This window comes from Pseudoxanthomonas sangjuensis, assembly GCF_010211755.1.
Classification (GTDB): Bacteria; Pseudomonadota; Gammaproteobacteria; order Xanthomonadales; family Xanthomonadaceae; genus Pseudoxanthomonas_A; species Pseudoxanthomonas_A sangjuensis.
On sequence record NZ_PDWR01000015.1, the window covers coordinates 1 to 21440 of the forward strand.

Genomic DNA, 21440 nt, shown 5'->3' on the forward strand with positions numbered 1-21440 from the left:
GCATGCGCAGCACCGCCGCCAGCACGCGCGCGGTGGCCACGGCCAGCGCGGTCCAGGTGCGCGGCGAAGTGGTGCGGCGCGAGCGGCCGAAGTGGGCGCCGTACGAAACCTGGCTGCAGCCGCTGATCCGCGCGTTGCCGAACGCATGACGGCAAGGCGCGGCCGCGCGGAGCCCGATATTTTTGCTAGGGGAAATGGGCGGGTTGCCGGCCGGATGCGGACCGCGCGACGGCCGTGCCGGCGGCGCGCCTAGAGATCCTGCTCGTAGCGAACGTAGGGCACCGCGCCGTCGTCGGTGCCGTCGTTGTTGGGCGAGAACGGGTTCTTGCCGCGGGTGACGACATTCTCGGCGCCGACGGTGAGCTGGCCGCTCCACGGCGTGCGCCAGGTCAGGCCGAGGCCCAGTCCCTTCCACGCGGGCTGACCGGGGACGTCGATCACGCGGCCGATGATGTCGGCGCTGAACGGGCCGTAGCCGCCGCCGACGCTGAGGCTGCGGCTGTCCCAATGGTCGGTGATGGCCGGCGACAGGTCGGTGGCCGGCACCAGGCGGGCACGGGCCACGGTGCCGCCGATGCGGACGAAGCCTTCCCGGCCGACGCTGCTTTCGCCGAATACGGCCAAGTCGTTCTGCTCGATCTGGGTGTTGCCCTTGCCCGGGGTCAGCCAGGCGGGCAGGGTGCCGCGGCCGCTGCCGGCGGCCAGGCCGATGCGGCTGTCGCCGCGGCCCAGGCTGGCGCCGGCGGAAATGTGCTGGCCGGCATGGTCGCGATCATTGTCGAAGGCGGCCACGTTGCAGTGGCTGATCAGGCTGCCGATGCTGCTGGCGATGCCGGTCTGGCGGTTGCAGACCAGGCCGAGGGAGTCGCCGGCATCGAGGCCGAAGGCGGCGCTGAGGGTATTGCTGCCGAGGCGCCACTTGGCGCCGGCGCTCGCCTCGCCGGTGGGATCCAGCAACAGCAGGGCCTCGACCTTGCCATCGTTGTTCCAGACCGGGAGTACGGTGGTGTCGTTCTTCGCGGAAGACTGCGGCTTGGCCTGCGCAAAGGCCCCGGCAGCGGGCGCGAGGGCCAGCAGCAGGGCGAACGGCAATGTGAGGCGACGCAGTTTCATGGCCGGCTTGGGATGTCCCGACTACAGAGGCAATTTCCCCCTCCCCCCAGAGGGCCGTGAACAATAGCCAATTGACGACTATTTAACAAGTTCGACGGCAGCTTGGAAGTGACCCGCTTGGCATTTACGACGATCGGCGCTTCCCGCGGGGGAAAGTGCCGGCCGGTGCTCATTGCAAGTGGGCCGGAGCTTGGGCTTGGACAGGGGCCGGGGCGAAAAGTTCCACGATTTCCGTCTCGCTGAACAGATAGCGGCGGCCGCAGAACTCGCAACGCACTTCGGCCGTGCCGTCGATCGCCGCGGCTTCGGCTTCCGCGCGGCCCAGCGAGCGCAGCATCCCGGCCACCCGCTCGCGCGAGCACGAGCAGGCGAAGCGCAGCGGCTGCCCGGCCAGCACCTCGAAGCCCTCCTCGTGGAACAGTCGCTGCAGCAGGGTCGCGGCCGGGGTGGCCAGCAGCTCGGCCTCGCCCAGGGTGTCGAACAGCGCGCCGATCCGGTTCCAGCCGTCGTCGTCGCCGGCATCGCCGGGCAGCTTTTGCAGCATCAGCCCGGCCGCGGCCTCGCCGTCGGCGACCAGCAGCAGGCGGGTGGGCAACTGTTCGGACTGGCGGAAGTAATCCTCGAAGGCCTCGGCCAGGGTCGGCGCGCGCAGCGCGACCAGGCTCTGGTAGCGCTGCGGTTCGCGCGGGTCCAGGCCGGGGTTTTCGATGGTGATCGCCAGCACGGCGTCGTCGCCGAGTCGGGTCAGGTCGCGGGTCAGTGCGGTGCCGTCGTCCCAGCGCACGATGCCGCGCAGGGTGTGCGCGGCGGTGCATTCGGCGAACAGGGTGCGCAACGGGCCGGCCGCGCGCAGCTGCAGCGAGAGGCGGCCGCCGACCTTGACGTGGCCGGTGAACAGCGCGGCAGCCACGCTGGCTTCGCCGAGCAACTGCTGCGCCGCCGGCGGGTAGTGCGCATGCGACAGGATCTCGCGCCAGGCGCCTTCCAGCCGCACATGGATGCCGCGCACGCCGGCGTGGGGCAGCAGGAATCTCAGTTGGACATCCGGCAGTTGCGTGTCGGAAGCGGGGTTCGGCATGGCGGGATCCTGTCGGGAAGTCGGGGCAGTGCCTGGCTAATCCGGCGTTGCCCGGGGCGGCGCCGCGCAATTGGCATAATGCGCCCTTGTTCGAAGCCATGCAGATGGGGTCGGCCGGCGCCTTGCGCAAGCCGCCCGGGGAAACATGAACCAGATCGATTCAGCGAATCCTGGCGAACTCCCGTCCGCGGCCGCCGCCGCAGGCGCCGTGGCCGCGCCGGCCAGGCGCCGCCGCTGGTGGCGTTGGCTGCTGGCGTTCCCGTTCCTGTTCGCCGCCGGCAGCGCGCTGCAGGTGCTGGCGCTGCGCTTCGTCGACCCGCCGTTCAGCGCGTTCATGGCCTGGCGGCAGTTCGAAGCGTGGGGCGAAGGCGAATGGAGGTTCCATCCGCGCTACGACTGGCGCGACCTCGACGCGATCTCGCCGTGGTTGCCGCTGTCGATGGTCGCCGCCGAGGACCAGAACTTCGCCGTGCACGACGGCTTCGATTTCCGCGCGATCGAGAAGGCGCAGCGGCACAACGAGCGCATGATCGAGCGTGCGGAGAAGCGCGGCACGCCGGTGCGCAGGCTGCGCGGGGCCAGCACCATCAGCCAGCAGACCGCGAAGAACCTGTTCCTGTGGCAGGGCCGCAGCCTGCCGTCGCGCGCGCTGCGCAAGGGCGCCGAAGTCTGGTACACGCTGCTGATCGAAACCCTGTGGCCGAAGCGGCGCATCCTCGAGGTCTACGCCAACGTCGCCGAGCTCGGCGACGGCGTGTACGGCGCGCAGGCGGCGGCGCGGCAATACTGGGGCAAGGACGCCAGCCGGCTGACCGCCGCCGAAAGCGCGCGCCTCGCCGCGGTGCTGCCGGCGCCGAGGCGCTACAGTGCGGCGCGGCCCGGTCCGTTCGTGCAGCGCCGCGCCAACTGGATACAGCGGCAGGCGCGCCAGATCGGCGGCCCCGCCTACCTGGAGAGGCTCGATTGAACGCAACCCAGCAGCGACTGACCGTGGTGGTGGCCGCGCGCAACGAGGCCGAGGCGCTGCCGAAGCTGCATCCGCGCCTCGACGCGGCGCTGCGCCGGCTGCACGGCATCGACGGCCGCGTGCTGTACGTCGACGACGGCAGCACCGATGCGACCTGGGCGGTCATGCAGCGGCTGGCGCAAGCCGACGCGCGCGTGTCGCTGCTGAAGCTGTCGCGCAACTTCGGCAAGGAACTGGCGCTGACCGCCGGCCTCGACCAGGTCGACGAGGGCGCGGTGCTGATCCTCGATGCCGACGGCCAGGACCCGCCGGAACTGATCCCGCAGTTCGTCGACAAGTGGCGCGAAGGCTACGACGACGTGCACGGGACGCGCATCGAGCGCGACGGCGAAGGCTGGGTCAAGCGCGCCACCGCGCACGCGTTCTACCGCGTCATCGGCCGCCTGTCGAAGACGCCGATCCCGGCCGACACCGGCGATTTCCGCCTGTTGTCGCCGCGCGCGCTGGCCGCGCTGAAACAGCTGCGCGAGCGCCACCGCTTCATGAAGGGCCTGTTCGGCTGGGTCGGCTTCAACCAGGTCGCGATCCCGTACCACCGCGAGGCGCGACTGGCCGGACACAGCAAGTTCGGTTTGTGGAAATTGTGGAACTTCGCGCTGGAGGGCATTACCAGCTTTTCCACCGCGCCGCTGCGCGTCGCCACCTACCTGGGCGTGCTGACCGCGCTGCTGGCTTTCGCATACGCGGTCTACATCGTCGTCAAGGCCTTGCTGTGGGGCGACCCGGTCGCGGGCTGGCCGACGATGATGGTGGTGATTCTGTTTCTCGGTGGCATCCAGCTGGTCGCGCTCGGGTTGATCGGCGAATACCTGGGGCGACTCTACGAAGAAGCGAAGCAGCGTCCGCTGTACCTGGTCGACGTGTGGCAACCCGCGGCGGGAAGAGTATCCTTGCCGCATCCCGGCACGGAGGAGGACGGCCATGCGCACGGTGCGGCAGCTGTTGGGGGCGAAGGCGCCTGAGATCTTCGCGGTGGCGCCGGACGATTCGGTGTACCAGGCGATCCGCCTGATGGCCGAGAAGGGCATCGGCGCGACGCTGGTGATGGAAGGCCCGCGGCTGGCGGGCATCGTTTCCGAACGCGACTACGCGCGCAAGGTGGTGCTGCACGACAAGTCGTCGCGCGACACGCCGGTGCGCGAGATCATGACGTCGAAGGTGATCACGGTCGGCCCGAACGACACGGCCCAGCATTGCATGCAGGTGGTCACCGAGCACCGCATTCGCCACCTGCCGGTGCTCGACGGCGGCAACGTGGTCGGCGTGGTCTCGATCGGCGACCTGGTCAAGGCGGTGATCGAGGACCAGCAGGTCGAACTGGACCAGTTGCAGCGGTATATCGCCAGTTAGGACGGTAGCGGCAGCGGCCAGCGCGAGGGGCGGCATGCAGGCGGGGGACATCGGGCGCCCCGCGCTCGTGCCTATGGCAGCACCTGCCGCATCACCGCGACGTAGTGGCATACGCTGCCGCCGATCACGAACATGTGCCAGATCGCGTGCGAGTAGCGGATGTTCTCGCGGTGGTAGAAATACGTGCCCAGCGTGTAGAACACGCCGCCCGCGAGCAACCAGCCGATGGTCCAGCCGTCCAGCGACGACAGCATCGGCTTGAACGCCACGACCACCAGCCAGCCCATCGCGATGTAGATCGCGGTCGACAGCAGCTTGAAGCGGCCGGTGTAGAACAGCTTGAACACCACGCCGGCGACGGCCAGCGTCCAGATCGCCGCGAACAGCCCCCAGCCCCACGGCCCGCGCAGGCCGACCAGGGTGAACGGCGTGTAGGTGCCGGCGATCAGCAGGTAGATCGCGCAATGGTCGAACACCTTCAGCCGGCCCTTCGCGACCGGGTGCTGGACCGCGTGGTACAGCGTCGAGGCCAGGTACAGCAGCAGCAGCGTCGTGCCGAACACGATCGACGCGCTCAACTGCCAGCCGTCGCCGTACAGCGCCGCCAGCGTGATCAACACCGCGCCGCCGGCCAGCGCCGCCACCGCGCCGAGGCCGTGGGTCAGCGCGCTGGCGATCTCGTCGCGCATGTCGATCAGGTGGTCGGCGCGACGGCGTTCGCGCAGGGCGCGGAACGAGGAGGGGGAAGTTTCCATGCGCGTACGTTAGCGTACGGAGTGCGCCGGCGCACCCGGCAGGCGGTCGATGTTCAGAACGCAGTCACGACGCCGGCCGCGGCCGGTCGCTCAAGCCGCTGCTTCCGTACGCCTTGCGCGCTTCCAGAACGGAGCGATGACACTGCGCTCGCGCAACATGCGGCGCAGCAGGAGCAGCGTCACGATGCTGCAGGTAAGTACGGTCAGCGCCGACGCTTCCGCGCCGAAACCGCCACCATCCAGCCAGTCCGGTCCCTGCAGCTGTGCATCGACCAGGCCGTCCACGGCGATGCCGGACACCGGGATGCCGAACACCGCGCCCTGGACGAAGTTCCAGCCGGCGTGCAGGCCGATGCACCACCACAGCGAGCGGGTCACGTGGTACAGCAGGCCGAACAGCAGGCCGGCCTCGATCGCGATCGCGATCGAACTCCAGGCGCTGGCGCCGGGGTTGGCGGCGTGGCCGAAGCCGAAGAGCAGTGCCGACACCGCCAGCGCGATCCACGTGCCCAGGCCTTCCTCGACCAGACGGAACAGGACGCCGCGGGTGACGATTTCCTCGGTGACGCCGGGCACCACCGCGGTGAGCAGGAACAGCGTCCATAGCGGCGAATCGCCGAAACCGGTGATCCGATACGCTCCGGCGCCCCACAATTCCAGGGTCACCACGCAGAACAGCAGCAGCGCGCCGAGCAGGCCCCACAGCAGGTGCGGCAGCTTGCGCCAGGACAATTCGGCGACCGGACGGCGCTCGATCAGGCGCACCAGCACCCAGTAGGCCAGCACGAACGGCAGCAGGCGGAGCAGGGTGGACGGGAGATTGACCCGCATCGCCTTCAGGTCGTCCGGCACGATGCCCAAGCCGTGCCCGGCCAGCCGCGCCAGCAGATGGAAGGCGACCAGCAGCAGGACGAAATACAGGATCCGCATCGGCGAGCGCAGGTACCACCGCGTGGCGGCTTGCGTCGCGACCTGCGGAGCTTGTGCCATTTCAGTCCACCGCCACGCTGTGCGCATGCTCGCGCGTTGCGCGGAACTTTACGTCAGGCGCGCGTTCTTCCGCCAGCTGCAGGTTGACCCGGGTCGGGGCCAGGTAGACCAGCTCGCCGGCGGCGTCGACCGCGAGGTTGTTGGCGTTCTTCTCGCGGAACTCCTCCAGCTTCTTCGGGTTGTCGCAGCCGACCCAGCGCGCGGTCACGACGCCGACCGGTTCGAACGTCGCGTCGACGCCGTATTCGTCCTTCAGCCGGTACGCCACCACGTCGAACTGCAGCATGCCGACCGCGCCGAGGATCAGGTCGTTGCTCAGCAGCGGGCGGAAGAACTGGGTCGCGCCTTCCTCCGACAACTGCGCCAGGCCCTTCTGCAGTTGCTTGAGCTTCAGCGGATCGCGCAGGCGTGCGCGGCGGAACAGCTCCGGGGCGAAGTTCGGGATGCCGGTGAAGGAAACCGATTCGCCCTCGGTGAAGGTGTCGCCGATGCTGATCGTGCCGTGGTTGTGGATGCCGATCACGTCGCCGGGGAAGGCGGATTCGGCGAGCTCGCGGTCGCTGGCCATGAAGGTCAGCGCGTTCGCCAGCTTCATCTCCTTGCCGCTGCGCACGTGGAAGGCCTTCATGCCGGCGGTGAACTCGCCCGAGCACACGCGCATGAACGCGACGCGGTCGCGGTGCTGCGGGTCCATGTTGGCCTGGATCTTGAACACGAAGCCGCTCAGCTTCTCTTCGGTCGGCCGCACTTCGCGCGTGGTGGTCGCGCGCGGCTGCGGCGCCGGCGCGTGTTCGACGAAGAAGTCGAGCAGCGGCTGCACGCCGAAGTTGTTGACCGCCGAGCCGAAGAACACCGGGGTCTGCTCGCCGCGCAGGTACTTCTGCAGGTCGAACGGATGGCTCGCGCCCTGCACCAGTTCCAGCTCGTCCCGCAGGTTCGACAGCATGTCGGTGCCGATGCGCTTCTCCAGTTCCGGATCGCCGATCGACGCGAAGATCGTCGAGTCCTGGCGGGTGAAGTTGCGCCCGGCCTCGTACAGGTGCACCTCGCCGCTGATCAGGTGGACCACGCCCTTCAGCCGCGAGCCCATGCCGATCGGCCAGGTCACCGGCGCGCACTGGATCTTCAGCACGCTCTCGACCTCGTCGAGCAGTTCGATCGGCTCGCGGCCCTCGCGGTCGAGCTTGTTGATGAAGGTCATGATCGGCGTGTCGCGCAGGCGGCACACTTCCATCAGCTTGATCGTGCGCTCCTCGACGCCCTTGGCGACGTCGATGACCATCAGCGCGCTGTCGACCGCGGTAAGCACGCGGTAGGTGTCCTCGCCGAAGTCGGCGTGGCCGGGGGTGTCGAGCAGGTTGACGATCTTGCCTTCGTACGGGAACTGCATCACCGACGAGGTCACCGAGATGCCGCGCTCCTTTTCCAGCGCCATCCAGTCCGAGGTCGCATGGCGCGCGGCCTTGCGGCCCTTGACCGAGCCGGCCATCTGGATCGCGCCGCCGAACAGCAGCAGCTTCTCGGTCAGCGTGGTCTTGCCGGCGTCGGGGTGGGAGATGATCGCGAAGGTGCGGCGGCGCGCGGCTTCGGTGGAGACTTCGGACATGGAAAACGCGCCCGCGTGGGCGTGGGAAGGCGAGGGGATGGGCGAATTATAGCCGCCCCGGCAGGGGCGCACCGCTGGGACACGGCATCGCCGGGGGCGACGGGGCGTTCCCGGCGGGGCCTCGTCGCGCCCCCCGCGTGCGCGCCTGCGGTCAACGGGGCCGGGGAAACTTCAGCTCGCCGAGCGGCCCGACCACCCGCACCGGGATCGAGCGCAGTTGCATGCCGCGGTTGACCTGCACGACGAAGTGCAGGTGCGGCGCGGTCGAGAAGCCGGTGTTGCCGGACAGGCCGATCCGGTCGCCCTGGCGCACGCGCTGGCCCACGCGCACCTGCGCGCCATCCGGCTGCAGGTGCGCGTACACGGCCATGCTGCCGTCGTCGTGCAGGATGCGGACGAAATTGGCGCGGCCGCCGAACTTCTCGCGGTTCAGCCCGGCCTTGTCGAAATCCGACTCGACCTGCATCACCACGCCGGCGCGCGCGGCCAGTACCGGCGTGCCTTCGGGAATGGCGAAGTCGATCGCGTCGCGGTTCTGCGCGTCGGCGTGGCTGAAGCTGCCGCCGGGGCCCTGGTCGACGCGCACGCGGTCGGCGTCGAACGGCAGCCGGTAGGCGTAGTCGAACGGCCGCGCCTGCGGGTCGCCCGGGATCGCGTCCATCAGCAGCTCGAAGTCGCCGCCGCGCGAGGGGTCGCTGGCGTACAGGGTGGCCACCAGCAGGCTGCCGCGCGCCGGCACCAGCACCCGCTTCGGCAGCGCCGGCGCGGCCAGCACGTTCTCGCTGCGCTTGAACGACAGCTGCACTTCCATCGGCCCGGGCAACTGGTTGTCGGCCCAGGCCTGGTAGCTGGTCTGCATCCGCTGCACGCGCAGCCGCACCGGCGCGCCGGACGGATTGCGGAAGTGGATCGTCTCGATCTCGCCCTCGGCCCGTTGCCCCGGCGGCAACTGGTCGCCGTAATGGGTGACGCCGTTGCGGTCCTTCCAGCGGAACAGCCGCCCCGCGTCGCTGGACGCCGCCAGCGCCAGCAGCAGCGTGCCCGCGAAAACGGCGATGGCGCGCGCTGCGTTCATTCCACGCAGCCGGGGTCCAGCCGCAGCGCCTGCGCGATGTCGCGCAGGTCGAACGCCGCCACCGCGCGGTCGTCGTGCTGCACGAACAGCGCGCCGGCCGGGAAGTTCGGCAGCGCGGCGGCGTACAGCGCCTGGCCGTCGGTGTTGGCGACGGTGCGGCCGCTGAACACCCCGCGCGGCTGCAGGGTTTCGCGGTCGAACACGCGGAACCGGGTCGGCCGCTCCTGGTCGGTGGCGATCCAGTAGCCGGTGTCGGCGTCGCAGGCCCACAGCGACACGCCCTCGGCCTCGGCATCGAACGCCGGCAGGTCGCGGTCGCGGTACTTGCCGTCCAGCGCGTAGTCGCGCAGCGTCGAGCCGACGCGGCGGTCCTCGTCGGCGATCAGCAGGCGGTCGTGCGCCGGATCGCCGGCGATCGATTCGACGATGCGCAGCATGCCGGCGGCCGAGGTGTCGCCGAAGGCGCCCTGGTATTGCGCGTGCGGCCGTCCCTGTTCGTCGAGGTCGACGCGGAAGCGCTTCACCCGCTGGCTCATTTCCTCCACGGGCGGCAGCGTGCCGGTGCGGTAGTCGGCCATGAAACTGTCGGTGACGAACAATTGCAGCTGCTGCGGCGAGGTTTCGTCGACCCACAGCCCGTACGGCGAGCGCAGCACGTCCGCGCCGAAGGTGCCGAGCGGGGCGAAGTCGGGCAGGTGCAGCGCCTGCACGCGATGGTTGTCGCGTTCGACCACGAACAGCAGGTCGCCGAACACGGCGATGCCGTTGGGCCGGTTGAACCGGCCCGGGCCGTCGCCGCGTTCGCCGACCGTGCGCAGGCGCCGGCCGCTGGCGGCGTCGAACACGATCAGCCGGTGCGTGGCCTTGGCCGTGGCGATCAGCCAGGCCTGGCCGTCCTCGGTCGGCCACACCGCCAGCGAATCGATTTCGTCGGCGGGGTCACCGTCCGAGACCCAGGTTTCGGCCACCACGGCGTCGTCCAGGTTGGCCGTGGCGGCGGGGGTACCCGTATCCGGGCGGGGGACGCTGGCGCAGGCCGCCAGCAGGCCGGCGCATACCGCGCCGATCATCGGATTCCTTGTCATCCGCGAATTATGCGGGAACGGGATTCGGAAAAAGGTGGTAACAGCGCTTGTTTTCAATGGAAACGAATTCCGGATCAAGGTCTTATGGCGATTCGGAATAATCCATCGCTCTATCCGAATAAAGCGATTGACATCGCCCGCGGCCGGGCGCATCATGCCCGCACCATCGAGACCGGCTGAGGGACAGGCCCTTTGAAGCCGGGGCAACCAGCGGATGCGCAAGCGTCCGTGATTGGTGCCAAATCCTGCGGAGACCGACAGCGTCTTCGAAAGATGGTTCGCAGCACGCCCCCCGGGTGTGGCGAACGCGGGCTCCGCGAAGCTCGATGGCCGTTTCTTCGTCGCCGTCGAATGCCATGAGCCTCGTGAACGAAAAGCCGCAGACCCTCCCCCAGACGTCCGCCCGTGCCGATGCGACCGCCCTCGCGCGCACCGTTCGCGGAGAGTTCCCGATCGTCCTCGCGCTGCGCCACGCCGGCACCCGCACCTTGACGCTGCGCTACGAAGTGCAGGGCCCGGCCGACGCGCCGGTGGTGTTCATCGCCGGCGGCATTTCCGCGCACCGCCACGCTTCGGCCAGCACCGAATTCCCGGAAAAGGGCTGGGCCAACGAACTGGTCGCCGCAGGCCGCACGCTGGATCCGTCGAAGCGCCGCATCCTCGCGTTCGATTTCGTCGGCGCCGACGGCACGCTCGACGCGCCGATCGATCCGGCCGACCAGGCCGACGCCATCGTCGCGTTGCTCGACGCGCTCGACATCGACGCGCTGCACGCCTTCGTCGGCTATTCCTACGGCGCGCTGGTCGGCCTGCACCTTGCCGTGCGCCACCCACGGCGCCTGCGCAAGCTGGTCGTCGCCAGCGGCGCGCACAAGCCGCATCCGTATGCCGCCGCGTGGCGTGCGCTGCAGCGCAAGGCGGTGGCGCTGGGCCAGCTGCAGTGCGCCGACGCGCAGGGCCTATCGCTGGCGCGCCAGTTCGCGATGCTCAGCTACCGCACGCCGGAGGAATTCGGCGAACGCTTCGACGCGCTGCCGGAAGTGGTCAACGGCCGGGTCCGCGTCGCCGCCGAGGACTACCTCGACGCCGCCGGCGCGCAATACGTCGCGCGCACCCCGGTCACCGCCTTCCTGCGCCTGTCCGAATCGATCGACCTGCACAACGTCGACCCGGCGCAGGTCGCGGTGCCGACCGTCGTGGTCGCGGTGGAAGGCGACCGCCTGGTGCCGCTGGCCGACCACGTCGCGCTGGTCGAGGGCCTCGGCACGCGCGGCAGCCTGCGTATCGTGCGCTCGCCGTACGGCCACGACGCCTTCTTGAAGGAAACCGACAAGATCGACGCCATCCTCGCCAGCGCCCTGAAGTAGGGCGGGCCCCGACCCGCCTTCCGCGACATCCAGACGAATTCGATGGCGGGTCCAGACCCGCCCCACGCCGGAGAAACCCCATGAGCAACAACACCGACGCTTCGTGTAGCCCCGCCACCGCCGCCGTGCGCGCCGGCATCGACCGCGACAGCGCCTACGGCGCGGTCACGCCGCCGATCGTGCTGTCGTCGAACTTCAGCTTCGACGGCTTCGGCAACAAGCGCCCCTACGACTACACCCGCAGCGGCAACCCGACCCGCGACCTGCTGGCCGAGGCGCTGGCCGAACTCGAGGGCGGCGCCGGCGCGGTGGTCACCGCCACCGGCATGGGCGCGATCACCCTGATCCTCAATGCGTTGCTGCAGCCGGGCGACAGGCTGGTGGTGCCGCACGACGCTTACGGCGGCAGCTGGCGCCTGTTCAACGCGCTGGCGAAGAAGGGACATTTCGAACTGATCACCGCCGACCTGACCAACCCGCAGTCGCTGACCGACGCGCTGGCGCAGTCGCCGGCCGTGGTGCTGGTCGAAACCCCGTCGAACCCGCTGCTGCGCATCACCGACCTGCGCTTCGTCATCGACGCCGCGCACAAGGCCGGCGCGCTGGCCGTGGTCGACAACACCTTCCTGTCGCCGGCGCTGCAGACGCCGATCGCGTTCGGCGCCGACTTCGTCGTGCATTCGACCACCAAGTACGTCAACGGCCACAGCGACGTGGTCGGCGGCGCGGTCGTGGCGAAGGCCCGGGAGCACCACGAGCAGCTGGTGTGGTGGGCGAACGCGCTGGGCCTGACCGGCTCGCCGTTCGACAGCTTCCTCACGCTGCGCGGCCTGCGCACGCTCGACGCGCGGCTGCGCGTGCACCAGGAGAACGCGACCGCGATCGCGAACCTGCTCGACAGCCATCCGGCCGTCGCCAGGGTCTATTTCCCCGGCCTGGAGTCGCACCCGGGCCACGCCGTCGCCGCGCGCCAGCAGAAGGGCTTCGGCGCGATGATCAGCTTCGAGCTCGATGGCGGCGAAGCCGAAGTGCGCGCCTTCGTCGACGGCCTGCGCTACTTCACCCTGGCCGAGTCGCTGGGCGGCGTCGAAAGCCTGGTCGCGCACCCGGCGTCGATGACCCACGCGGCGATGACCGCGGAAGCGCGCGCCAAGGCCGGCATCTCCGACGGCCTGCTGCGCCTGTCGGTCGGCATCGAATCCGCCGAAGACCTGCTTGCCGACCTGTCCGCCGCGCTGCAACGCGCGCAGGCGGTGGCCGACGCATCGAAACGCAAGCTCGCCGACGCATGATCGAACAAATATCCCGTTCGTGCTGAGCGTAGCCCGCGTGGCGGGCGAAGTCGAAGCATGTCCTTCGACTCCGGCGCTTCGCGCCTACGCTCAGGACGAACGGTTGGAGTGGTTGCATGAATGCAGTGGTCAAACTTGCAAACGCACATGAAACCGCGCCGGCGCGGATCGCGTTGCTCGGCACCGGCGTGGTCGGCAGCGCCTTCGTCGCGCGCTACGCGCGCTTGCGCGAACGCGGCGTGCGTCTGCCGGAAATCGCCTGGCTGTCCAACTCGCGCGTACTGGTCGATTGCGACGGCACCGAGCACGACGCGCTCGCGCAGGCGCGCGCGGCCGGCCCGCGCGATGCCGAATTGCCGCCATGGGCGGAAGCGACCGCATTGCGCGCCGGCGACATCGTCGTCGACGCCACCGCCAGCGAAGCGGTGGCCGACCAGCACGCCAACTGGCTGCTGCGCGGCGTGCACGTGGTCACCGCGAACAAGCTGGGCAACGGCGCCGACTGGCTGCGCGCGCAGGCGATCCGCGATGCAGGCGAGCAGGGCGGGGCGTGCTACGGCGACAGCGCCACGGTCGGCGCCGGCCTGCCGCTGATCCGCTCGATCCGCGAACTGGTGCGCGGCGGCGACCGCATCCGCCGCGTCGAGGGCGTGCTGTCCGGTTCGCTGGCCTGGCTGTTCAACCACTACGACGGCATGCGCCCGTTCTCCGGCTTCGTGCGCCAGGCGCGCGAAGCCGGCTACACCGAGCCCGACCCGCGCATCGACCTGTCCGGCGAGGACGTGCGCCGCAAGCTGCTGATCCTCGCCCGCGCCGCCGGCCTGCCGCTGCAGGCGGCGGACATCCGCGTCGAATCGCTGGTGCCGACGTCACTGGCCGCGCTGCCGCTGGATGGCGTCGATGCGCAACTCGGCCAGCTCGACGCGCCGCTGGGCGAACGTTTCCGTGCGGCGTACAGGAACGGCGAGAAACTGCGCTTCCTCGGCCGCTTCGACTGCGAAGGCAACGCCAGCGTCGGCGTGGCCTCGCTGCCTGCCGACCATCCGTTGTGCGGCGGCAGCGGCACCGACAACAAGGTCGCGATCTTCAGCGACCGCTACGACGCCAGTCCGCTGGTCATCCAGGGGCCCGGCGCCGGCGCGGAGGTCACCGCGGCGGCGTTGCTGGACGACGTGCTGAAGATCGCCTGACGCCGCCGGACGCGCTCAGCCGCCGTAATTGCACTTCTGCGGCACCTGCTGTTCCGGCAGGTAGTCGTCGGGGTCGTGGTCGCCGTACTGCGTGCGCAGTTCGGCCAGGCGCTGGCGCAGTTGCGCCAGCCGTGGCGCGTGCGCCGGGTCGGCGGCCAGGTTGCGGCGTTCCTGCGGGTCGTTGGCAAGGTCGTACAGTTCGTACTCGCGCGGCTCGCGCCAGAACTCGATCAGCTTCCAGCGCGCGTTGCGCACGCCGCGATGCGGGCGCACGCAGTGCACGCTCGGGTATTCGTAGTACTCGTACAGGAAATCCTCGCGCCAGCGCGTCGGCCGGTCTTCGATCAACGGTTTCCAGCTTTCGCCCTGCATCGCATCCGGCACGTCGGCGCCGCCAAGCTCCAGCAGGGTCGGCGCCAGGTCGATGTTGAGCGCGAAGTGCGCGTCGTCGACGCGTCCCGCGGCGATGCCGGCCGGCCAGCGCAACAGCAGCGGGATGCGGATCGCCGGCTCGTACATCAGGCGCTTGTCGAACAGGCCGTGTTCGCCGAGGAAGAAGCCGTTGTCGGTGGTGTAGACCACCAGCGTGTCCTCGGCCAGTCCGGCCTGCTGCAGGTAATCCAGCACGCGGCCGACGTTCTCGTCCACGCCCAGCAGCACGCGGTAGTAGTTGCGCATGAACTGCTGGAAGTTCGCCTTCGCCAGCGCTTCGCCCTCGGCGTCGCCGAGCTTGCCGCCCTTGCGGAAGTCGGGCATCTCGGCGATGCGCATCATCGTGCCCTGCACCGCCCGCGAACGCGCCGCCAGCGGCTCGTCGAAGTCCGGCGGCAGCGGGATCTCCACGTCCTCGAAGCGCTGGCGGAAGCGCGGCGCCGGGCGCCATTCGCGGTGCGGGGCCTTGAACTGGTAGAGCAGGGCGAAGGGGCGGGCGCGCGGCGCGCTGCGCAGGAAGTGCAGTGCGTGCTCGCCGATCACGTCGTCGGTGTGGCCCTTCTGCGCGCGCCATTCGCCCTGCACCCACATCGGCGGATCGAAGTAGGTGCCCTGGCCCTTGATCATCGCCGTGTAGTCGTAGCCCTCGGGCAGGGTGTTGATGTGCCACTTGCCGACCATGCCGGTGTGGTAGCCGCGCGCGCGCAGCAGCACCGGCCAGGTCTGCGCGTTGCGCAGCGGCGGCTCGCGGGTGAATCCGGATTCCTCGCCGTTGGTGCGCATGCCGTGGGTGTGCGAGTACTGGCCGGTCAGGAACGTCGCGCGGCTGGGCAGGCACAACGCATTGGTGACGAAGGCCTGGTCGAAGCGCAGGCCCTCGTTGCCGATCCGGTCCAGGTTCGGCGTTTGCAGGATGCGGTTGCCGTACAGGCTCATCGCCGAACGCGCATGGTCGTCGGTCATGATGAAGACGATGTTCGGACGGCGCGCGGCGCGGTTGCGCGATCCCGGCCGCGTGCAACCGCCGAACAGCCCCGGCAGCGTCGTGGCCGCGGCGCCGGCCGCCAGGCCCTTCAGCAGCGTCCGTCGCGGCAGGCGCGCGCTCACCGGCAGCCTCCTTGCATGTAGTGGACGCTCAAGCCGGACACTTGCCCGGTTCCAGTTTCGGCAACGGCTTGCCCGGCTCCGGCTCGCCGCTGTCGCCGGTCTCGGCGCGCAGTTCGTCGATGCGGCGCTTCAGCCGCGCGACGGTGTCGGCGTGCCGCGGGTCGTCGACCAGGTTGTCGGTCTCGCCGGGATCGTTCTCCAGGTCGTACAGCGCCCATTCGTCCGGCTCCTGCCAGAAGTGGATCAGCTTCCAGCGCTTGGTGCGCACGCCGTGGTGCTTGCGCGCGCAGTGGACCGCGGGGTACTCGTACCACTCGTAGAGGAAATCCTCGCGCCAGTCCTTGTTCCTGCCGTCGAGCAGGGGCTTCCAGCTGCGGCCCTGCATCCAGTCCGGTACCGCGACGCCGGCCAGCTCCAGGAAGGTCGGCGCGACGTCGATGTTCAACACCATGTTGTCCGCGTCGACGCGGCCGGGCTCGATGCGCCCGGGCCAGCGCAGCAGCATCGGTATGCGGATCGAGGGTTCCAGCATCAGGCGCTTGTCGTAGAAACCGTGCTCGCCCATGAACGCGCCGTTGTCCGAGGTGTAGACGACGATGGTGTTCTCGGCCAGGCCCGGCTTGTCGAGGAAGTCGAGCACGCGGCCGATGTTCTCGTCCACGCCCAGCAGCACGCGGTAGTAGTTGCGGACGAAGGCCTGGTAGACCGCGCGCAGGCGCTCGTCCTCCGGCAGCGATTCGTCGACCTGCGGCGGGCGGCGTTCGGCCTTGTGGAAGAAATCGCGCATGTTGGCGATTTCCTGCGTGGTCTTCGAGAACGCGACCGGCGCGTCTTCCGGCTGCGGCTGGCCGAATCCCGGCGGCAACGGGATCTCGACGTCCTTGAACGCATCGTTGAAGCGCGGGGCCGGTTCCCAGGGGCCATGCGGCGCCTTGAACTGGTAGCACAGGCAGAACGGCCGGTCCTTCGGCCGCTGCCGCAGGTAGGTCATGGCCTGGTCGCCGATCACGTCGTCGGTGTGGCCGCGGAAGCGCACCGGCGCGCCGTTGACGATGAATTCCGGATCGAAATAGCTGCCCTGGCCGCGCAGGATCGCCCAGTGGTCGAAACCGGTCGGGTCGGACTTGATGTGCCACTTGCCGACCACGGCGGTGTGGTAGCCGGCCTGCCGCAGCAGGATCGGATAGGTGATCTGGTCGTGGCGCAGGCCCATCTGCTGGTACCAGCCCGGTTCCTCGCCGTTGCTGGTGACGCCGTGGCTGTGCGCGTAGAGGCCGGTGAGGAAGCTGGCGCGGCTGGGCGCGCACACCGACGTGGTGACGAAGGCCTGGTCGAAGCGCAGGCCTTCGTTGCCGACCCGGTCCATGTTCGGGGTCTTGAGAATGGTGTTGCCGTAGATGCTCAGCGTGCTCCTGGCCTGGTCGTCGGGCATGATGAACAGGATGTTCGGCGCGTCCTTGCGCGCCTTGCCGACCGGCCCGGCGCCTTCCCGGGCGATGCGGGCGAGGGCGGGCGGCAGCGAAAGGCCGGCGGCGCTGGCACCGAGCAGTTGCAGGGCGCGGCGACGGTCGATGCGCGTGCTCATCAGGAGTCCTCCTGAAGTTCGACGGAATCGGCGACCTGTCTCCGGGAAGACGAATCGCGAGCCCGAACCTTAGTCCGATGTGTAAACGATTACATGCTGCGGCGCGAAAGATGCAGCAGTGGCGGCGTTTTCGCATTGCGGGTCGAGCGCTTGTCGGGAATCAATGCGCGATCCCGCGGGCGAACTCCGCGATGGCTGCGGCCGCAAGGCGCGGATTTGCCTGCAGCAGGAAATGCGGGCCATCGATGATTGCCAGCCGCGCATCCGGCGCACAGGCCTGGATGCGCGCCCATGCGCCTGCCGGAACCAGCCGATCGCCGGTCGCCTGCAGGTACAGGATCGGACAGCGGATCCTTCGCAGTTCTCCCGAGACATCGATACCCGCTATTGCATGAAGGCGATGTCGCGCCACTTCCGGTCGGAGCTTGCGGATGACGGATTCGATCCGGTCTTTCCAGGGTTCCGTGAGCCAGCGGCCCATCGCGACGCGGCCGACCAGGCCGCTGCCCGGCACGGGTAAGGGCAAGCGCAGGAAGCGACGGAACAGGCTGAGCGGCGCGCGCGGCGGCGCCGCGAAGGATGCGCACAAAACCAGGCCGACGAACCTGCCGGGGGCCTTCGCGGCGAGCTTGATGGCGACCGGTCCCGAAAACGACTCGGCGACCAGCAGGAGCCTTTCGTCCGGCAACGATCTTTCGACGAATTCCGCCAGTTCGTCGTAATCCATGCGGGTGACGGACGGGTAGGCGACGACATCCGCCAGGATGCCGGGTTCCAACGCCCCGACGAATTCGGCCAGCAGCTCGCCCGTTCCGTCCAGTCCCGGAAGGATCAGGGCGCGCACCGGCTCAGCACTCGATGACGTTCACCGCCAGCCCGCCGCGGCTGGTTTCCTTGTATTTGTCCTGCATGTCGCGGCCGGTGTCGCGCATGGTCTTGATGACCTTGTCCAGCGATACCTTGTGCTTGCCGTCGCCGCGCATCGCCATGCGCGCGGCGTTGATCGCCTTCACCGCGCCCATCGCGTTGCGTTCGATGCACGGGATCTGCACCAGCCCGCCGATCGGGTCGCAGGTCAGGCCCAGGTTGTGTTCCATGCCGATCTCGGCCGCGTTCTCGACCTGGCTCGACGTGCCGCCGAGTGCCGCGACCAGGCCCGCCGCCGCCATCGAGCAGGCCACGCCGACTTCGCCCTGGCAACCGACTTCGGCGCCGGAAATCGATGCGTTTTCCTTGTAGAGGATGCCGACTGCCGCCGCGGTCAGCAGGAAGTCGAACACCTTCGCTTCGCTCGCACCGGCGCAGAACCGGTCGTAGTAGTGCAGCACCGCCGGGATGATGCCGGCGGCGCCGTTGGTCGGCGCGGTGACCACGCGCCCGCCGGCGGCGTTTTCCTCGTTGACCGCCAGCGCGTACAGGTTGACCCAGTCGAGCACGGTCAGCGGATCGCGCATGGCGGCTTCCGGCCGCGCCGACAGTTCGTGGTGCAGCGCCGGCGCGCGCCGCGCCACATGCAGGCCGCCGGGCAGGGTGCCTTCCTCGCGGATGCCGCGCGCGACGCAGCTCTGCATCGCGTTCCAGATCTCGCGCAGGCCGGCGTGGATTTCCCCTTCGTCGCGCCACGCCTTCTCGTTCTCGAACATCAGTTGGGCGATGCTCAGCCCGGTTGCCGCGCAGCGCGCCAGCATTTCCTCGCCGCTGCGGAACGGGTGGGGAAGGGGCGTGGTGTCGGCGACGATGCGGTCTTCCGCCGCGTCGTCCTGGTTGACCACGAAGCCGCCGCCGACCGAGTAGTAGTCGCGCGTGGCGACGACTTCGTCGTTCGCGTCGTAGGCGGTGAAGCGCATGCCGTTGGTGTGGTAGGGCAGCTTCTGCCGCTTGTTCATCAGCAGGTCGCGTTTCTCGTCGAAGCCGATTTCGTGCCGGCCCATCAGGCTGATGCGCTTGCTGCCGCGGATGCGTTCCAGCGCGGCGGGGATGATGTCGGGGTCGATCAGGTTCGGGCGCTGGCCCTCGAGGCCGAGCAGCACCGCTTTGTCGGTGCCGTGGCCGCGCCCGGTCAGCGCCAGCGAGCCGAACACTTCGGCGCGGACGCGCGCGGTCTTTTCCAGCAGGCCGGCGTCGAGCAGGCGCCGGTGCACGAAACGCTCGGCCGCGCGCATCGGCCCGACGGTGTGGGAGGAGCTCGGCCCGATGCCGATCTTGAACAGGTCGAATACGCTGACTGACATTTGCGTATTCTACTCGCGCGCCGGTTTTCGCCGTTGCGCGACGCAACGATACGGGAGCGGATTTTTGGGCCTGATCCTTTACCAGCGCGACGACTGCCACCTGTGCGACCTGGCACTGGAAGTGCTGGCGGCGGCGCGCGTGCCGGAGTTCGACAGCGTTTTCATCGACGGCGACGAACGGCTGGAGGAGCGCTACGGGGCGCGCGTGCCGGTGCTGCGCCGAACGGCCGGCGGGGCGGAACTCGACTGGCCGTTCGACGTGGACGGGGTGCGGCGCCTTCTGGCCCTTCCCCCGCCGGGGTGAGGGAGGGAGGCGTCACTTCGCCTTGAACACGACCCTGGTGCTGACCGCCACCTCGTTCGGGAGCGTCTTGGTGTCGGCCCAGTCGCCGCCGCCGACGCCGAAGTCGAGGCGTTTCACCGTGGCCTTGCCGCTCAACACCGGTTGCGCGCCCGGAGTCCAGGTGAAGGTCAGCGTGACCGGCCGGGTCACGCCGCGCAGGGTCAGGCTGCCGTCGGCGGCGTAGCGGTTGTCGCCGAGCGCGCGGAACCTGGTGGCGGTGTAGGTCGCCTGCGCGAACTTCGCGACGTTGAAGAAGTCGCTGCTGGAAAGCGTCGAATCGCGATCGTTGTTGCCGGTCGCGGTGCCGGCCAGGTTGATGGTCACGTCGAGCTTCGCGGCGTCCAGCCTGGCCGGGTCGAAGCTGAGCGTGGTCGCGAAGCTGCCGAACTTGCCGGTGAAGACTTCGCCGTCGTAGCTGCTGGCGAAGACCAGCGTGGAGCCGGGCGCCTGCACGTAATCGGCGGCGCGGACGGGAGCGGCGGAAAAGGCGGCGACCAGCGCGGCGGCGGTCAACGCGGGGGGAAGGAAGGGACGGGACATGCGTGGTTCCTCGTGTGGATCCGGGGGGGTCAGGCGGTGTTCTTCAGCCAGCCGCGCGGCAGCATCCGCGCCAGCGTGTCGTCGCGCCGGAACAGGTGGTGCCAGAGCGCGGCGCCGGCATGCACCAGCACCAGCGCGATCAGCGCCCAGAAACCCCACTCGTGCAGTTCGTGGGTCAGCGCCTTCAGCGCATCGTCCGGCGCCACCAGCTTGGGCATATTGAACAGGCCGAAGAACTTGAACGGGCGCAGGCCGCTGGCCGAGTCGTACAGCCAGCCCGACAGCGGAATCGCGAAGGCCAGCACGTAGATCAGCGCGTGCGTGGCATTGGCGGCCCATCGCTGCCAGCGCGGGCCGGGCAGCGGCGCCGGCGCGCCGGCGTACGCGCGCCAGCCCAGGCGCAGCAGCATCAGCGCGAGCACGGTGACGCCGAGCGACTTGTGCAGCGTGTACACCCAGAAGTATTTCGGCGTGCGCGGCAGCTCGCCCATCACCAGGCCGACCGTGCCCATGCCGAGGATCAGCAGCGCGATCAGCCAGTGCAGGCTCTGGCTGACCCCGCCCCAGCGCTCGGTGGTGTTCTTCAGGGTCATGGGGTCGGCTCCGGCATCGTGGGGTCGGCGGGTTCGGGTGTTTCGGGGGCGGCTGGTTCCGCATCCTCCGCCGGCGTCCCGTCGCCGTTGCGGCGCTTGCGCACCGCTTCCACTTCGAATCGCAGCTGCACCTCGTCGCCGACCATCGACTTCCAGGCGTCGATGCCGAATTCGGCGCGGCTGAGCGTGGCGGTCGCGGAAAAGCCGGCGATGCGGTGGAACGGCGGCAGGCCGAGGCGCTTGAGCTGGTTGAAGGCCACGTCCAGCTTCACTTCCCGCGTCACCCCGTGCAGGGTCAGGTCGCCGAACACGCTGGCGTGCTCCGCGTCGACCGGTTCGACGCGGGTGGAAACGAAGCGCGCCTCGGGGAATTCCTTCGCGTCGAGCATGTCCAGCGCGGCGCGGTTCCAGTCGGCGTCGCCCAGGTCCAGGCGCTGCAGCGGCACCGTCGCCTCCAGCTTCGCCGTGGTCCAGTCGTCCGGATCGAATTCCAGCGTGCCGCTGCTGCCGGACACGCTGCCCAGCGACTTCGAGTAGCCGGCATGGTCGATCGCGAACACGACCCGCGTGTGCACCGGGTCCAGGGCGTAATGCGCCGTGCCCGCGGACGCCGGCGCAGCGGCGGCAACCAGCAACAGGGACAGCAGTCGGGCGGAAGCAATCATGGCCGTGGATTCTAGG

General features: G+C 69.4%; 21 protein-coding genes and 1 riboswitch. Of the genes, 7 read left to right on the top strand and 14 right to left on the bottom strand.

Features of this window, described 5'->3' with window-relative positions:
- Positions 1–249 precede the first annotated feature (249 nt).
- Positions 250–1077: an XOO1806 family protein gene (locus CSC71_RS09175; protein ID WP_211367954.1), complete on the bottom strand. Its 828-nt coding sequence runs from the start codon at positions 1075–1077 to the stop codon at positions 250–252.
- Between the two features lie 205 nt (positions 1078–1282).
- Complete coding sequence (gene hslO, locus CSC71_RS09180) at positions 1283–2191, bottom strand: Hsp33 family molecular chaperone HslO (protein WP_162374070.1); 909 nt, start codon at positions 2189–2191, stop codon at positions 1283–1285.
- A 145-nt stretch (positions 2192–2336) separates the two neighbouring features.
- Between hslO and mtgA the strand changes: the two genes are divergently transcribed.
- From mtgA to CSC71_RS09195, 3 genes are read left to right on the top strand one after another with little or no spacing between them, the layout of a single operon-like run.
- On the top strand, positions 2337–3158 hold the full coding sequence (gene mtgA / locus CSC71_RS09185) for a monofunctional biosynthetic peptidoglycan transglycosylase (RefSeq protein WP_162374071.1): 822 nt from the start codon (positions 2337–2339) through the stop codon (positions 3156–3158).
- Positions 3155–4180, top strand: a complete 1026-nt coding sequence (locus CSC71_RS09190) for a glycosyltransferase family 2 protein (RefSeq protein WP_162374072.1) — start codon at positions 3155–3157, stop codon at positions 4178–4180. Before mtgA ends, CSC71_RS09190 begins: the two co-directional genes overlap by 4 nt.
- Complete coding sequence (locus CSC71_RS09195) at positions 4140–4568, top strand: CBS domain-containing protein (protein WP_162374073.1); 429 nt, start codon at positions 4140–4142, stop codon at positions 4566–4568. Before CSC71_RS09190 ends, CSC71_RS09195 begins: the two co-directional genes overlap by 41 nt.
- 71 nt (positions 4569–4639) lie before the next feature.
- On the opposite strand, the gene trhA is transcribed toward CSC71_RS09195, so the two are convergent.
- The 5 genes from trhA to CSC71_RS09220 all read right to left on the bottom strand — a co-directional run bounded on the left by trhA (position 4640) and on the right by CSC71_RS09220 (position 10079).
- On the bottom strand, positions 4640–5257 hold the full coding sequence (trhA, locus tag CSC71_RS09200) for a PAQR family membrane homeostasis protein TrhA (protein WP_162374148.1): 618 nt from the start codon (positions 5255–5257) through the stop codon (positions 4640–4642).
- 156 nt (positions 5258–5413) lie between these two features.
- Positions 5414–6313, bottom strand: coding sequence for a CPBP family intramembrane glutamic endopeptidase (locus tag CSC71_RS09205; RefSeq protein WP_162374074.1), 900 nt, complete (start codon positions 6311–6313; stop codon positions 5414–5416).
- A gap of 1 nt (position 6314) precedes the next feature.
- A complete protein-coding gene (locus CSC71_RS09210; RefSeq protein WP_162374075.1) occupies positions 6315–7919 on the bottom strand; it encodes a peptide chain release factor 3 in 1605 nt (534 codons plus the stop codon).
- A gap of 151 nt (positions 7920–8070) precedes the next feature.
- Complete coding sequence (locus CSC71_RS09215) at positions 8071–8994, bottom strand: peptidoglycan DD-metalloendopeptidase family protein (protein ID WP_162374076.1); 924 nt, start codon at positions 8992–8994, stop codon at positions 8071–8073.
- Positions 8991–10079, bottom strand: coding sequence for an NHL repeat-containing protein (locus CSC71_RS09220; RefSeq protein ID WP_162374077.1), 1089 nt, complete (start codon positions 10077–10079; stop codon positions 8991–8993). The genes CSC71_RS09215 and CSC71_RS09220 overlap by 4 nt, the downstream gene beginning before the upstream one ends.
- Positions 10080–10239: 160 nt before the next feature.
- A riboswitch (SAM riboswitch) is annotated at positions 10240–10359 on the top strand.
- A gap of 76 nt (positions 10360–10435) precedes the next feature.
- Between CSC71_RS09220 and metX the strand changes: the two genes are divergently transcribed.
- The 3 genes from metX (at position 10436) to CSC71_RS09235 (ending at position 13928) form a co-directional block, all read left to right on the top strand.
- The gene (gene metX, locus CSC71_RS09225; RefSeq protein ID WP_162374078.1) at positions 10436–11446 is read left to right on the top strand and encodes a homoserine O-succinyltransferase MetX; all 1011 of its coding nucleotides are present in this window, start codon (positions 10436–10438) and stop codon (positions 11444–11446) included.
- 80 nt (positions 11447–11526) lie between these two features.
- The gene (locus CSC71_RS09230) at positions 11527–12738 is read left to right on the top strand and encodes an O-succinylhomoserine (thiol)-lyase (protein ID WP_162374079.1); all 1212 of its coding nucleotides are present in this window, start codon (positions 11527–11529) and stop codon (positions 12736–12738) included.
- Between the two features lie 116 nt (positions 12739–12854).
- Positions 12855–13928, top strand: coding sequence for a homoserine dehydrogenase family protein (locus tag CSC71_RS09235; RefSeq protein ID WP_162374080.1), 1074 nt, complete (start codon positions 12855–12857; stop codon positions 13926–13928).
- A gap of 15 nt (positions 13929–13943) precedes the next feature.
- On the opposite strand, the gene CSC71_RS09240 is transcribed toward CSC71_RS09235, so the two are convergent.
- From CSC71_RS09240 to CSC71_RS09255, 4 genes are all read right to left on the bottom strand, one after another.
- A complete protein-coding gene (locus CSC71_RS09240) occupies positions 13944–15467 on the bottom strand; it encodes a sulfatase family protein (RefSeq protein ID WP_162374081.1) in 1524 nt (507 codons plus the stop codon).
- Between the two features lie 28 nt (positions 15468–15495).
- Positions 15496–17052: a sulfatase family protein gene (locus tag CSC71_RS09245; RefSeq protein WP_162374082.1), complete on the bottom strand. Its 1557-nt coding sequence runs from the start codon at positions 17050–17052 to the stop codon at positions 15496–15498.
- Between the two features lie 160 nt (positions 17053–17212).
- Complete coding sequence (locus CSC71_RS09250; protein ID WP_162374083.1) at positions 17213–17896, bottom strand: alpha/beta fold hydrolase; 684 nt, start codon at positions 17894–17896, stop codon at positions 17213–17215.
- Positions 17897–17900: 4 nt separating this feature from the next.
- Positions 17901–19283 carry an L-serine ammonia-lyase gene (locus CSC71_RS09255; RefSeq protein WP_162374084.1) on the bottom strand — a complete coding sequence of 461 codons (1383 nt, stop codon included), beginning with the start codon at positions 19281–19283 and terminating at the stop codon, positions 17901–17903.
- Positions 19284–19347: 64 nt separating this feature from the next.
- On the opposite strand from CSC71_RS09255, the gene CSC71_RS09260 reads away from it, so the two are divergent.
- Complete coding sequence (locus CSC71_RS09260) at positions 19348–19587, top strand: glutaredoxin family protein (protein WP_162374085.1); 240 nt, start codon at positions 19348–19350, stop codon at positions 19585–19587.
- A 12-nt stretch (positions 19588–19599) separates the two neighbouring features.
- On the opposite strand, the gene CSC71_RS09265 is transcribed toward CSC71_RS09260, so the two are convergent.
- Genes CSC71_RS09265 through CSC71_RS09275 form a run of 3 tightly spaced genes read right to left on the bottom strand, consistent with a single transcriptional unit; the run spans position 19600 to position 21424 of the window.
- A complete protein-coding gene (locus tag CSC71_RS09265) occupies positions 19600–20166 on the bottom strand; it encodes a YceI family protein (protein ID WP_162374086.1) in 567 nt (188 codons plus the stop codon).
- A 29-nt stretch (positions 20167–20195) separates the two neighbouring features.
- Positions 20196–20759: a cytochrome b gene (locus CSC71_RS09270; RefSeq protein WP_162374087.1), complete on the bottom strand. Its 564-nt coding sequence runs from the start codon at positions 20757–20759 to the stop codon at positions 20196–20198.
- Positions 20756–21424 (bottom strand): YceI family protein, encoded by a 669-nt coding sequence (locus CSC71_RS09275; RefSeq protein WP_162374088.1) that lies wholly within the window; start codon positions 21422–21424, stop codon positions 20756–20758. Before CSC71_RS09275 ends, CSC71_RS09270 begins: the two co-directional genes overlap by 4 nt.
- Positions 21425–21440 lie beyond the last annotated feature (16 nt).

Coding starts and splice junctions, on each gene's coding strand:
- hslO (WP_162374070.1), bottom strand. CDS start 2,191: ATGCCGAACCCCGCTTCCGACACGCAACTGCCGGATGTCCAACTGAGA.
- mtgA (WP_162374071.1), top strand. CDS start 2,337: ATGAACCAGATCGATTCAGCGAATCCTGGCGAACTCCCGTCCGCGGCC.
- CSC71_RS09195 (WP_162374073.1), top strand. CDS start 4,140: ATGCGCACGGTGCGGCAGCTGTTGGGGGCGAAGGCGCCTGAGATCTTC.
- trhA (WP_162374148.1), bottom strand. CDS start 5,257: ATGCGCGACGAGATCGCCAGCGCGCTGACCCACGGCCTCGGCGCGGTG.
- CSC71_RS09205 (WP_162374074.1), bottom strand. CDS start 6,313: ATGGCACAAGCTCCGCAGGTCGCGACGCAAGCCGCCACGCGGTGGTAC.
- CSC71_RS09210 (WP_162374075.1), bottom strand. CDS start 7,919: ATGTCCGAAGTCTCCACCGAAGCCGCGCGCCGCCGCACCTTCGCGATC.
- CSC71_RS09215 (WP_162374076.1), bottom strand. CDS start 8,994: ATGAACGCAGCGCGCGCCATCGCCGTTTTCGCGGGCACGCTGCTGCTG.
- CSC71_RS09220 (WP_162374077.1), bottom strand. CDS start 10,079: ATGACAAGGAATCCGATGATCGGCGCGGTATGCGCCGGCCTGCTGGCG.
- metX (WP_162374078.1), top strand. CDS start 10,436: ATGAGCCTCGTGAACGAAAAGCCGCAGACCCTCCCCCAGACGTCCGCC.
- CSC71_RS09230 (WP_162374079.1), top strand. CDS start 11,527: ATGAGCAACAACACCGACGCTTCGTGTAGCCCCGCCACCGCCGCCGTG.
- CSC71_RS09235 (WP_162374080.1), top strand. CDS start 12,855: ATGAATGCAGTGGTCAAACTTGCAAACGCACATGAAACCGCGCCGGCG.
- CSC71_RS09245 (WP_162374082.1), bottom strand. CDS start 17,052: ATGAGCACGCGCATCGACCGTCGCCGCGCCCTGCAACTGCTCGGTGCC.
- CSC71_RS09255 (WP_162374084.1), bottom strand. CDS start 19,283: ATGTCAGTCAGCGTATTCGACCTGTTCAAGATCGGCATCGGGCCGAGC.
- CSC71_RS09265 (WP_162374086.1), bottom strand. CDS start 20,166: ATGTCCCGTCCCTTCCTTCCCCCCGCGTTGACCGCCGCCGCGCTGGTC.
- CSC71_RS09270 (WP_162374087.1), bottom strand. CDS start 20,759: ATGACCCTGAAGAACACCACCGAGCGCTGGGGCGGGGTCAGCCAGAGC.
- CSC71_RS09275 (WP_162374088.1), bottom strand. CDS start 21,424: ATGATTGCTTCCGCCCGACTGCTGTCCCTGTTGCTGGTTGCCGCCGCT.